The sequence below is a fragment of the Acinetobacter sp. Leaf130 genome, from assembly GCF_001423205.1.
GTDB lineage: Bacteria > Pseudomonadota > Gammaproteobacteria > Pseudomonadales > Moraxellaceae > Acinetobacter > Acinetobacter calcoaceticus.
Genome location: NZ_LMOE01000005.1, coordinates 268,614 through 282,144, shown reverse-complemented (window position 1 = coordinate 282,144; position 13,531 = coordinate 268,614). Strand labels below are relative to the sequence as shown.

9 protein-coding genes are annotated in these 13,531 nt (G+C 39.5%); 4 read left to right on the top strand and 5 right to left on the bottom strand.

Annotated elements, in window-relative coordinates:
* Both ASF86_RS11885 and ASF86_RS11880 read right to left on the bottom strand, forming a co-directional pair.
* Positions 1-1,416, bottom strand: coding sequence for a TolC family protein (locus ASF86_RS11885; RefSeq protein WP_056482369.1), 1,416 nt, complete (start codon positions 1,414-1,416; stop codon positions 1-3).
* Between the two features lie 54 nt (positions 1,417-1,470).
* Complete coding sequence (locus ASF86_RS11880; RefSeq protein WP_201784118.1) at positions 1,471-1,869, bottom strand: cation efflux protein, CzcI-like; 399 nt, start codon at positions 1,867-1,869, stop codon at positions 1,471-1,473.
* A 158-nt stretch (positions 1,870-2,027) separates the two neighbouring features.
* Here ASF86_RS11880 and ASF86_RS11875 point away from each other — a divergent pair, with 158 nt between their 5' ends.
* The gene (locus tag ASF86_RS11875; RefSeq protein WP_056482367.1) at positions 2,028-2,720 is read left to right on the top strand and encodes a hypothetical protein; all 693 of its coding nucleotides are present in this window, start codon (positions 2,028-2,030) and stop codon (positions 2,718-2,720) included.
* 62 nt (positions 2,721-2,782) lie between these two features.
* On the opposite strand, the gene ettA is transcribed toward ASF86_RS11875, so the two are convergent.
* Complete coding sequence (gene ettA, locus ASF86_RS11870) at positions 2,783-4,444, bottom strand: energy-dependent translational throttle protein EttA (protein ID WP_003653862.1); 1,662 nt, start codon at positions 4,442-4,444, stop codon at positions 2,783-2,785.
* 296 nt (positions 4,445-4,740) lie between these two features.
* Here ettA and ASF86_RS11865 point away from each other — a divergent pair, with 296 nt between their 5' ends.
* Both ASF86_RS11865 and ASF86_RS11860 read left to right on the top strand, forming a co-directional pair.
* On the top strand, positions 4,741-6,018 hold the full coding sequence (locus ASF86_RS11865; RefSeq protein ID WP_056482365.1) for an O-acetylhomoserine aminocarboxypropyltransferase/cysteine synthase family protein: 1,278 nt from the start codon (positions 4,741-4,743) through the stop codon (positions 6,016-6,018).
* A 274-nt stretch (positions 6,019-6,292) separates the two neighbouring features.
* The gene (locus ASF86_RS11860) at positions 6,293-7,183 is read left to right on the top strand and encodes an SDR family NAD(P)-dependent oxidoreductase (protein ID WP_005038221.1); all 891 of its coding nucleotides are present in this window, start codon (positions 6,293-6,295) and stop codon (positions 7,181-7,183) included.
* 67 nt (positions 7,184-7,250) lie between these two features.
* Here ASF86_RS11860 and ASF86_RS11855 read toward each other — a convergent pair whose 3' ends face one another.
* Together ASF86_RS11855 and ASF86_RS11850 are read right to left on the bottom strand one after the other, a co-directional pair.
* Positions 7,251-9,437, bottom strand: a complete 2,187-nt coding sequence (locus ASF86_RS11855; protein ID WP_056482362.1) for a solute carrier family 23 protein — start codon at positions 9,435-9,437, stop codon at positions 7,251-7,253.
* A gap of 297 nt (positions 9,438-9,734) precedes the next feature.
* Positions 9,735-12,083, bottom strand: a complete 2,349-nt coding sequence (locus ASF86_RS11850; protein WP_056482359.1) for a Tex family protein — start codon at positions 12,081-12,083, stop codon at positions 9,735-9,737.
* 668 nt (positions 12,084-12,751) lie between these two features.
* Between ASF86_RS11850 and ompR the strand changes: the two genes are divergently transcribed.
* Positions 12,752-13,516 (top strand): two-component system response regulator OmpR, encoded by a 765-nt coding sequence (gene ompR / locus ASF86_RS11845; protein WP_000060753.1) that lies wholly within the window; start codon positions 12,752-12,754, stop codon positions 13,514-13,516.
* Positions 13,517-13,531: the final 15 nt, after the last annotated feature.

Sequence of the window (13,531 nt, the reverse complement as noted above, 5' to 3'; positions counted from 1 at the left end):
TTATTCTCCTGCCTGAGTTGGGAATGTTTGACTTTGTTGCCAAGCACGTTGATTGAGTTGCATTAAGGCATCTTTCGCCATGATCTGTTCTGGTTCTAACCCGAGACGCAAACTTTGAATTTCAATTGAGTTTTGCCAAGCCTGTTTTAATAGCTCGACTTTACGTAAGCGCACGTCTTGCAATTGCATGGTCGCTTGCTGAACATCGGTAACGGCGAACTTACCCAAACGAAAACCTTGCAATGTTTTTTGCTGAACTTGAGTTGCAAGAGGAACTTGCTGATCATTCAGTTGTTTAAACTGGATACGTAAACCTTTTAACTCTGACATTAGGGTTTCAATATCAACCTGATTCTGCTGTCGATAAAAGCTTTGTTGGCGTTGAGACAGCTCTTGCTTGGCTTGAGCAATCTTGACTCCATATTGCTGGCGATTAAAAAGATTTAAAGGAATTTCTACACCTAAACGAATTTGGTTATCTGTACTCTGCTCTGGAGAGCGAGTGTTATTAACACCCAAAGTTACGGTAGGTTGTGGTCTTGCTTTTGCTTTAAGCTGTTGAATATTGGCTTGCTGTGCAAGAGCATCTAGCTGGAAAGAACGCTCCAATAAATTATTTTGTGAATCTTGGCTTGGTTCTATATTCGCTGCCAGCGCCCATAATTGGTTTGGACTTTGGAATAGCTGAAACTGACTTGAACCACCACCCCATAAATTCACCAATTGCTGTTTCGCAACTTGGAGTTTTAAATCGACTTGTTGATATAAACGCTGATTTTCCAAGTGAGACATACGCACTCGGTCTACATCAACTTGAGCAATACTGCCTGCCTGATAACGTTTTTCCGATGCTAATAAATTTTCTTGGCTCACTTCTAACTGCTCTCCAATGAGAGACTTTTCAAGCTCAAGCAAAGCCACTTGCGACCAAAAATATTTAACGACTAATCCAAGCTCAGCGGTATAACGCTGCTCAGCCAAATCAATTTTTGATATTTCTACTTTTGCCAAATTTTGTGCAGCCTTACGTTGCCCAAAAATATCCAAGGGCTGAGAGATACCAATTGCGAGTTCTTTTTCTTGATCACTCTGGAAACCTGTTTGCTCAATGGAAAGACTTGGATTTGCCCATAAACGACTTTGCTTTAAATTTGCCTCAGCCATTTGCTGCTGTGCTTGCCAAACACCTTGCTGACTTTGATAGTTTTGTACCTGTTCTAACGCTTGCTCAAAAGTAAACGCTGCTTTTTGAATATAGCGTTCTTGTTGAATATCAGACTGAGCTATCACTGCTTGCCCAACCAATAGCATGGCAATAGACAGGCTTGAAATCGTTAAAACTTTTTTTAACGTTATCTTAACGTTACTCTCTAAGTGATAAGTAGAACTCACTCGAGTTGAAAAAATAGAAGACATGTTTTTGCCCCGCAATAAATAAAAGATGCGGTGGGCTTATTTTGGCTACCCCACCTATAGCGGGGTCAAAACAGGAGGAGGTTTTAAAGCAGTAAGATGGGGTGACTGGTAAGAATTAGACCAGTGATAAATTTGTGAGAGTTCCTGCACATGGACTACAGGTACTTCAGCTTGTTTTGCAACGTCAATCATCACAACATGAAAACATGAAGGCAAATGATCATGGTGATCTTGCAAATTTAAAGGAGCTTTATGAGAGGTGTTTCCAGCATCGTTCTGTTCAGTATGAGCTTGATGTGAAGATTGATAAGCATTCAAAACTGCATGATGCCCGAAATGATGCAATGCTTTTTCCTGATTTTCATGCGCGCAAAATGCCGCTGCCACATTCCATAAGCTCTGGAATATGAGCAAACTAAACAAGACGGACATAAAAATTGCGGAACGTGGCAAAAGCGTACCATTAAGCTAAAAAGTTGAACAAAGCCACTATAACAGGCAGTAGGCATGTAATAAAATTACAAAACCTCGAATCACGAATCCCCACCTTTTAATTTAGAACTTATCTCACGTTAGGCGAGACAAAAATAACTTATTATTGAGTAATCATTATGTACAAGCTTTTTTCTGCATCTATATTAACAATTTGCCTTGGCTTAACTGGCTGTGCAACGTCAATGCTATCATCAGCCTTACCCGATGAAACAACCCAAGTTCAGACGAATACCTTAAAAACAGATCAAATTATTGCCCTAGGGCAGGCAGTTAAAAATCAGCAGGAACAAGGATTAGTATTTATAAGTCAAGACTATAATTATTTAATGACTGATGGTAGCGCAGAGTTTCTAAAAATTATTAAAACCATTCCGGCTACCGAAAGAACGCTTAATATCCCCTCTCCACTTGTGCTCACTATGGATGATCCAAATCATTTTCACGGAGTAATACAGGTTCGCTATAATACACGTATGGGAAATCTAAATGAAAAACAAAAAGATATGTTAAAGGATTTGGGTTTTAAACAGAATTTTGCCATGCTTCAAGCTCAAGAGAATACCCCATATCCCTATATTAATATTTTTTTCAAAGGCCAACTTTATGAAGCTAAAGACCTAAAAGATATTCAACAAAAGCTAGCAACTCCATACGTGGTGGAATTACAGGAAAAAATTGAAACAACTACAAAACATCCATTCAAGCGTGCTACCCGCAAGGTTTTGTACCCTTTAGCAATGACCTTTGATGTAATTGTCTTTGCACCCTCTTTAATATGGGCAGATTTACATGGTGATTTTAATAAATAAAGCACTGAGATTCCTAAAACAAAAAAACCAGCCCTCAGGCTGGTTTTTTAAATTAACAGAGATTAACCGCTAATTTTTTTGTATTTGGTACGTTTTTGAGCAGCATCATCACCTAAACGTGACTGGCGATATGCTTCATATTCAGCATAGTTACCAGCGTAGAATTCTGGCTGTTCATTTTCAAATGACAAGATATGTGTCGCGATACGGTCAAGGAACCAACGGTCATGCGATACCACCATTACCGTACCAGGGAATACAAGAATTGCATCCTCAAGTGCACGTAAAGTTTCAATATCCAAGTCGTTTGATGGTTCATCCAGTAAGATAACGTTTGCACCTAACTGTAAGATCTTCGCAAGTTGTAAACGGTTACGCTCACCACCAGACAATTCACCCACACGTTTTTGCTGATCTTGACCTTTAAAGTTAAAACGGCCGATATAAGCACGTGACGCGATTTCGTAATCACCGATTTTTAAGATATCTAAACCGCCAGAAACTTCTTCCCAAACAGTTTTATTATTATCTAGAGTGTCACGGATCTGACCAACATAAGCAACTTTAACCGACTCACCTAAAGTCACAGTACCTGTATCAGGTTGCTGTTCGCCAGTCATCATACGGAATAAAGTCGTTTTACCTGCACCGTTTGGACCAACGATACCAACAATCGCTGTTGGAGGTACGGTAAACGTTAAGTTTTCGTACAACAAGCGACCATCAAATGATTTACTGATACCTTCCACTTCCACAACTTTGTTACCCAAACGTGGACCAGGTGGAATATAGATTTCAGATGTTTCATTACGTTGTTGGAATTCTTTAGAGTTAAGCTCTTCAAAACGTTCCATACGCGCTTTGTTTTTCTTTTGCTGACCTTTAGCATTTGAACGAACCCATTCAAGTTCTTTTTTCAATGCTTTAGCAAAAGATTCTTCTTGTTTATTTTCCTGCTCTAAACGAGCATTCTTTTGTTCTAACCAAGAAGAATAGTTACCTTGATAAGGAATACCCATACCACGGTCAAGTTCAAGAATCCACTCAGCCACGTTATCCAAGAAATAACGGTCATGCGTAATCGCAACGATAGTGCCAGGGAAATCTTTCAAGAAACGTTCTAACCAAGTTACAGATTCTGCATCCAAATGGTTCGTCGGTTCGTCCAGAAGTAACATATCTGGTTTCGAGAGCAATAAACGGCAAAGTGCAACACGACGGCGCTCACCACCAGAAAGTAATGATACGTCTGCATCCCAAGCTGGAAGATTCAAAGCATCCGCAGCAATTTCAAGCTGGTTGTTTAGGTTATGTGCATCCCAAGCATGGATAATTGATTCTAATTTTTCCTGCTCTTTTGCAAGCGCATCAAAATCTGCGTCTGGATCTGCATATTCTGCAAAAACCTGATCAAGACGTTCTAATGCATCTAAAGCTTCACGCACGCCATCTTCAACGTTACCACGAACGTCTTTAGTTGGATCTAGCGGTGGTTCTTGCTCTAAATAGCCGATTTTAATTCCAGGTTGTGCACGAGCTTCACCAGAGAAATCTTTATCTACGCCAGCCATAATACGAAGCAAGGTAGATTTACCTGCACCGTTCAAACCGAGCACACCAATTTTGGCACCCGGGAAAAATGATAAAGAGATGTCTTTTAAGATTTCACGCTTTGGCGGAACCATCTTAGACACTCGGTTCATCGTATAAATATATTGGGCCACGCAGGACTCCTCAATTGAAAAACCAGTACATCGCAATAAGCGATAAATAATCGCGCGTATTATACGCTGAAAACCTCTTTGACTTGAAGTTATGATTTCCATCGTACGGATTTATCAAACAATTTTCTTTTTCAATAAGTTGCAAAATGTTTATGTATAAGATTTATACAAGGTTTCAGCGTATATTTTTCTATCTTTATTCCTAAAATTAGAAAACAAACCAGAATTTCTGCAATTTTCTCTATTCGTTTTAGGCTAGACTCGCTCAATATTTAACTCACGAAGATGAAGTAATAATGACTTATAAAGATGAAACCTTAGCCATTCATGCAGGCTATTCACCAGAGGCGACCACAAAAGCTGTTGCAGTCCCTATTTATCAAACTACTTCTTATGCATTTGATAATACACAACACGGTGCCGATCTTTTCGATTTAAAGGTTCAAGGTAATATTTATACCCGTATTATGAACCCTACGACCTCTGTGCTTGAACAGCGCCTTGCTGCTCTTGAAGGTGGTATTGGGGCTTTAGCATTAGCATCGGGTATGGCCGCAATTACCTATGCTATTCAAACGATTACCGAAGCGGGAGACAATATCGCCTCGGTCTCAACATTGTATGGTGGAACATATAACTTATTTGCCCACACCTTACCGAAACAAGGAATTGAAGTCCGATTTTTTGATTACCAAAAGCCTGAAAGCTTACGTAACTTAATTGATGATAAAACCAAGCTTGTTTTTGTTGAGTCTATTGGCAACCCACTCGGAAATATTATTGATCTAGAGGCCATTGCTAAAATTGCTCATGAATATGGTGTTCCAGTCGTTGTAGACAATACCGTTGCTACACCTGCTTTATTGAAACCATTTGAATATGGTGCCGATATCGTCATCCATTCTCTCACCAAATATATCGGTGGTCATGGCAATAGCATTGGCGGTGCGATTGTAGATAGCGGAAAATTCCCTTGGGATAAATATCCGGAACGCTTTAAAGTTTTGAACACACCAGACCCGAGTTATCATGGGGTTAATTATGTCGAAGCATTAGGTGAAGCAGCTTATATTGCCCGTGCACGTGTAGTTCCATTACGCAATACAGGTGCAGCAATTAGCCCTTTAAGTGTGTTCTTAATTTTACAGGGTCTAGAGACTCTAAATTTAAGGATGGAACGCCATACTGAAAATGCTCAAAAAATTGCGGAATATTTGCAAAACCATCCAAAAGTAAAATGGGTGAATTATGCAGGCCTCAAAGATCACCCACAGCACCAACTGGCTCAAAAATATGTAAAAGGCAAGCCTTCTGCAATTCTGTCTTTTGGCGTGCAAGATGGTCTCGAAGGAGGTACTCGCTTCATCGATGCACTACAACTGTTTACTCGTCTCGTAAATATTGGCGATGCAAAAAGTTTAGCTTGCCATCCTGCAACGACAACTCATCGCCAGCTCAACGAACAAGAACTTAAAGCTGCGGGCGTAAGTGAAGATATGGTCCGTCTTTCGATTGGTATTGAGCATATCGATGACTTAATCGCCGATTTAGATCAAGCCCTTTCAGCTGTATAACTTTTAAACTACCTAACAAGCCTCTGGAAACATAGGCTTTTTTATTTTCTGCTCATGATAGGACTAAAAACAATTACTGGATTAAGATACTAATTTAGAGTTTTTACTCTAAATAAATTGTTAAATTTCATATATTTACTGACTAGACAATTTTTAAACATCTATTAAGATAAGTGACAATATTTATGAGTTCATCTGGATGAACCTACGGTTGTAAAAAATAAAAATTACATACCGGAATAAATAGTCCCTGCCCCTACTTAGGTAAAATGCTGTGAATAAAAAATTAGAAGCTCTGTTCCAGGAAAAGGTACAAGATAAAGTCATTTTAGTGACAGGCGCCTCGAGTGGAATCGGATTAACGATTTCAAACAAACTTGCTGATGCGGGTGCTCATGTCTTACTAGTTGCACGTACTGAAGAAACTTTGGAAGAAGTAAAAGCAGATATCGAAAGTCGTGGTGGTAAGGCATCAATTTTCCCATGTGATCTCAATGATATGGATACGATTGATCAAGTATCTAAAGAAATTTTAGCGACTGTTGATCATATTGATATTTTAATTAATAACGCTGGTCGTTCTATTCGCCGTGCCGTACATGAGTCTTACGATCGTTTCCATGACTTTGAACGCACAATGCAGTTAAATTATTTTGGTGCAGTACGTTTAGTCCTTAATATCTTACCTCATATGATTCAGCGTAAAGATGGGCAAATTATTAATATTAGCTCGATTGGTGTGTTAGCAAACGCAACTCGCTTCTCTGCCTATGTAGCATCTAAAGCTGCTCTTGATGCATTTAGTCGCTGCCTATCAGCCGAAGTTCATGCACATAAAATTGCAATCACTTCAATTTATATGCCGTTAGTTCGCACCCCAATGATTGCGCCAACCAAAATTTATAAATATGTACCAACACTTTCACCTGAGCAGGCTGCTGACTTAATTGCTTATGCCATTGTGAAACGTCCAAAGCGTATGGCAACCAACTTGGGCCGTTTAGCTTCAATGACTTATTCTGTTGCACCAGGCATCAACAATATGTTTATGTCGATTGGCTTCCGTTTATTCCCAAGCTCTGATGCTGCAAAAGGTGAAAAAACTGAAAAACTGAACTGGGCACAAAAAGCATATGCACGAATTTTCCCAGGCGAACACTGGTAATTTTGAGTTAATAGCATAATGAATAAAAAAGCGCCTTATTTAAGGCGCTTTTTTATTAAAGAATTTATCAGTCAAGAAACTGAACATGCCCTGTTTTTACATCATAAATTGCACCCACAACTGCAATCTCACCTCGCTCAACCATATCTTTTAAGACGTTACTCTGGTTAATGATGTATTGAATGTTGTAGTGAACATTCATGGCGGTCACCTGATTGATAAAGGCTTTACTTAGATCACGTGGCTGCATAATGTCATATACACTATCAACCGAATGCATTAACGGCCCAAGTACATATTGAATATGTGGCATTTCCTTCACGTCAGCCACTTGCTTATGCTCTAAGCGTAATTGACATGCGCTCGTCACCGCACCGCAATCGGTATGCCCTAAGACTACAATCACTTTAGAGCCTTTAGCCTGACAAGCAAACTCAAGAGAGCCTAATACCTTTTGCCCAGCAATATTACCTGCGATTCGTAAGCTAAATAGATCACCAATACCCACGTCAAAAATCATTTCGGTAGGTGCACGTGAGTCCATACAACCAAGCACTGCTGCTATCGGATGTTGTCCCTCATCTGCGGTAACTCGGATTTGACGATAAATATCGCGTTGTAGGCGTTCGTTTCTTACAAAACGTTCATTACCTTCTTTAAGCAAATTCACGACTTGCTGTGGACTCAACTTTTGTTGCAAATCATGTGTACTAATATCAATATCAAGTACCGCATCATCAACATCTTGATAGTGTTGTTTGAACCCAACTAGTTTAAGATTTACCTGACGTTTAATAGCAGTTTCACTTTGATAATCTTGAATAACCTGATAAATATCAGGATCAATCGAATCACATTGCGTTGCATCAATAATGAGTTGTTGATGTTTATGTACATGTTCCAATGCAGAAATAAGCGCAGAACGATTTAGAAAGGTTACTTGTGACGGAAGTTCAATACGAGTAACTACACCATGTAAACGCTTCTCTCTATAAACGCGAATACCCTTATTAAAATTGCCATAGAGAATAAAAGCACTGCTGGTAAATAGACCAATTAAAATTCCCATTAAAAGATCAGTCAGCAAAATTGCAACTAAGGTAATAATAAAAGGTAAAAACTGTTTCCAGCCTTTTTGATAAAGCTGTTTAAATAATCTTGGGTGAGTAAGCTTAAAGCCTGTCACGATTAAGATTGCAGCCAACGCAGACAAAGGAATCATGTTCATTAATGGTACGAAGAACAAAACTGCCAGTAACAATAAGACGCCATGAATAATGGTAGAGCATTTACTACGCGCCCCTGTATTTGCATTCACCGAACTACGCACAATAACCGAGGTCACAGGCATTCCACCAATTAAGCCCGAAATAATGTTACCCGTACCTTGTGCCCAAAGTTCACGATTAGGAGGAGAAGATCGTTTTTGAGGGTCGATTTTATCGGCCGCTTCCAGATTCAATAATGTTTCTAAAGATGCCACGACAGCAAGCGTAATTGCTCCTGTGTAAATCATAGGCTCAGCTAAATAGCTAAAATCAGGGAAAATTAATACTTCTTCGGGCGCTTGCAATATATTCGGCAATTGAATGAGGTTATCAACTTGCACTGCCCAAGGGGAACCAATACTCACCAAAATAAAATTTAAAACTGCTGCCAGTACAACCGCAATCAGAGCAGAAGGTAAAGCCAGTTTTTTGAGTGGGCTGCTATCCCACGCTAAAATTAAGAATAAACTGAGCAAACCAATGAGTGCAGCTCCTCCATCAAAACGTTGAAGGAATGCGTCTGGTGTTGAAGTCCAAACCTGTTTCCATGAAAAATCAGAAAGTCCGAACAGATAAGGTAATTGTGTGGCAATCAGGATGACGCCAATAGCGGCTAATAGTCCTAAAATGACATTATTTGGAATAAAGTTGGCAAAAAAACCTAACTTGAATAATCCAAATAGAATTTGAAGGACACCAGCAAAAATAATACATAATAAAAAGGCGGCATAATTGCCGCCTAGTTGTTCTAACTGTACAAGAATTACGGCAGTCAGCCCCGCCGCTGGGCCTGCAACGCTAATGTGAGAACCACTCAGTAGACCCACAATAATGCCGCCAACAATACCTGCAATAATACCAGAGATGATGGGAGCACCTGAGGCTAAAGCGATACCCAAGCATAGGGGCAATGCCACGAGGAATACGACAACTCCGGATAGGAGGTCTTTTAAATGAAATCTATTTTTCAGGTTTAAAACCGACATAAAACAACCATTTATAATAAAAAGAAATAAGCAAAGTTGTACTATTACAGCCTGAAAGTGATTAAGTGCTTCAAGGCAATGTTGATGTTGTCGGACAACTGAATATGATTAAAGTTGAGTTATGCTATAACGTTGTATATTTGTTTGAGTATTTAACAGCGTTTTGTTCATCTTAAGATTCACCTCATATTCATGTCTGCGATTTTTTATTAATTCCCCATAAAAAACTTTTAAAAAATATATTTTAACCAATAAAAAAAGCCTCCGATTGGAGGCCTTTTTATCAATTAAAAACTCTTATTTAGAGCCTTTAATCCCTGCTTGTAGTAACAATGCACCTAAACCGCCAATCTTTTGTTCTTGTGGTTTATCTTGCTTGCTACGCTGAGGACGTTCAGCTTGATCTTTACGCGGTTGAGGACGCTTAGCTTGAGGTTTACGCTCAAAACGCTGTTCTGTATTTTGCTCACGACGTGGTGGACGCGCCGCTTTAACAGGTGCAGAACCTTCAGCACGCATACTTAAGTTCACGCGGTTACGTTCAACATCAACCTGCATAACACGCACTTGTACAATCTGGCCCGGTTTTACAACTTTATGCGGATCAGATACAAATTCATTTGCTAATTCAGAAATATGAACTAAGCCATCCTGATGCACACCGATATCAACAAAGGCACCAAAGTTTGTAACATTAGTGATCACACCTTCAAGTTGCATACCTTCTGTCAATTGACCAACTTCAGTAATATCTTCACGGAATTTAGCAGTACGGAACTCTGGACGTGGGTCACGACCCGGTTTTTCAAGTTCGGCTAAAACGTCTTGAATTGTTGGTAAACCAAATTTGTCATCAACAAATTCATCAGCTTTTACTTGGCGAATGATTTCGGTATTACCGATGATGTCTTTAACAGTTGTTGCTTTTGCTGCAACAATTTTCTCAACAAGACCATAACTTTCAGGGTGAACTGAAGAAGCATCTAAAGGTTCAGAACCATTTTGAATGCGTAAGAAACCAGCCGCCTGTTCAAAAGTACGCTCACCTAAACGAGGTACGCTTTTCAACGATTGACGGTTGTCAAAACGACCATGCTCTTTGCGGTATTCAACAATTTGTTGAGCAATTGCTTTGTTTAAACCTGCAATATAAGCCAAGATTGCTGGTGAAGCAGTATTTACATCAACACCGACAGCATTCACACAGTCTTCTACCACTGCATCAAGTGTTTTTGCCAAACCAGTCTGGTTTACATCGTGTTGATATTGGCCCACACCGATTGATTTCGGATCAATCTTAACAAGCTCAGCAAGTGGATCTTGTAAACGGCGAGCAATAGAAACTGCACCACGAATTGAAACGTCAAGTTCTGGAAGTTCTGCCGACGCAAGTTCACTTGCAGAGTAAACAGATGCACCCGCTTCACTTACAGTGATTCGTGTTAAATTCAGATCAGTATTCACAGCCATCATTTCAGCAACAACAGCTTCTGTTTCACGGCTAGCTGTACCATTACCAATTGCAATGAGCTCTACATTATATTCACGGCATAGGCGTGCAAGTTCAGCGATTGAGCCTTCTTTATCTTCTTTTGGAGCAAATGGATAAATCGTGCTGTGAGCAAGTACATCACCAGCATCGCTGATCACCGCCAGTTTCACACCTGTACGAATACCAGGGTCAACACCCAAAGTCGTACGGCTACCAGCTGGCGCTGACAATAATAAATGACGAAGATTTTCAGCAAATACCTGCATTGCTTCTGCTTCGGCAGTAAGACGTTTTTCTGTCAGCAATGAATGTTCGATTTGAGGACGAATCTTACCTAACCAGAATAATTTTGCAGTTTGCTTTAAGAAATCCTGACGTGCTTGAGGTTGAATTTGCTCAAGGTTGTATTCAGTTTCAATACGCGCCAATGGTGCATCATCTTCACCATCTACTTTCAAACCCAATACGTTTTCTTGACGACCACGTAACATCGCCAATAAACGATGAGAAGGTAATTTGTTTAGACCTTCAGAGAATTCAAAGTAATCACGGAATTTTTTACCAACTTCTTTCTTTTCTTCAGATGCAACTGCACTTTTTAAAACCGCAGTTTTTGCAAAAGTTGTTTTTAATTCTGTAGTAAGCGAAATATTTTGTGCCCAGTCATCAATCAGAATATGCTGAATCGCATCTAACTGACTTTCAACATCTGGGTAGTCTTCGTGACTAAAACCAGCTAATGCTTCTGTCGGGTCAACTTGTTCTGCAATAATTTTTTCAGCAATTGGTCCTAAACCTGCTTCTTTTGCTTTAAAAGATTTACTTGTACGCTTAGGGCGATACGGTGCATAAATTTCTTCTAAAGCATTTTTTGTTTCGGCTGCATTCACCCGCGCCAACAAGTCATCACTCAATTTATTCTGTTCTTGCAATGACTGAATAACCTTTTCACGGCGCTCATATAAATCACGTAAATACGCTAAACGAGTATCTAATTGGCGTAACTGCGTATCATCTAAACCTTGTGTTACTTCTTTACGGTAACGGGCAATAAATGGAACACTGGCACCTTCATCAATTAAGCGGATGGCAGCTTCTACTTGGTTTGGACGTACGGCAAGCTCACTTGCCAACTGCTGAACTAAGTCAGTCATCGTGTTTGATCCCACAAGGATAAAGTTTAAAAGCACTGATTATAAAGACCAAGCCCATAAAATCCACACTTGTTTGCGTATTCAAAACGTTTTTTTGTATTGACTCTGAATATTTATAGTTTTTACGACTACTAGAGCACATAAAAACAGGAGTTCAAGTATGAAAAAGTTGAGGCGGAGCTCTGTTTTTTAATCTTTATAAAATATAAACGTAAGCCTTGTGTCATGAAAGTGACAAAATTTTATTATAAATTATGAGAAAATGATCATATTGATACATTCCTCAAAAGCTAAAAACATAGCGATTCAACAACGTTTTATTCGTCCAATCTTTTAACCAACCCAACCATCTGCTTACTTCAACAAGTAAAACCTTTATAATAACCAAGTTGGTTTACCTAAAATAACTTATTTGAAACAATTAGTTATTACTATTTAATTATTAAAAATTTATCAAATATTTAAGTATTTGTTTTTTTAGATCAGTCTTTGCTAAATTATGGGCTTAAGATGTTGTTTTTTGGTTTCAAACCACCTTGGAAATTGTAATTTTGAGCAAATTGATACATAGTCTTAACGAGAACATCAGCATTATACTGAGGGCTTGCTGGCAATAAGCCTGACCGACCCAATAATATATAAATTATGACTTTAAAAGGGAGTACATCATGAGTTTAGTTGTACCTGCTGAACATCCTGAAACCGTACACAACGAAACGGATCGTGTCGAACGTATTTTAGTGGTCGATGACGATGTGCGTTTACGTACCCTCTTGCAACGTTTTTTGGAAGATAAAGGCTTTGTTGTAAAAACTGCCCACGATGCTTCGCAAATGGACCGTTTATTACAACGTGAGTTATTTTCACTTATCGTACTCGACTTTATGTTGCCAGTTGAAGATGGTTTGAGTATTTGCCGTCGTTTACGCCAATCAAATATTGATACACCTATTATCATGTTAACAGCGCGTGGTAGCGATTCAGACCGTATTGCAGGTCTGGAAGCTGGTGCAGACGATTACTTACCAAAACCATTTAATCCAAATGAGCTTTTAGCCCGTATCCGTGCTGTATTGCGTCGCCAAGTTCGTGAAGTTCCCGGTGCTCCAAGCCAACAAGTTGAAGTTGTAAGCTTTGGACCATGGTCTTTAGACTTGTCTACCCGCACGCTGACACGCGAAGGACAAATCGTTACCTTAACGACTGGCGAATTTGCAGTATTAAAAGCCTTGGTACAACACCCACGTGAACCATTAACACGCGACAAACTCATGAACTTGGCTCGTGGTCGTGAATGGGGTGCAATGGAACGTTCAATTGACGTTCAAGTCTCTCGTCTACGTCGTTTAATTGAAGATAATCCTGCACGTGCACGTTATATCCAAACTGTATGGGGCGTGGGTTATGTATTTGTTCCAGATGGTGCGGAATAAGCTTGAGATAAAATA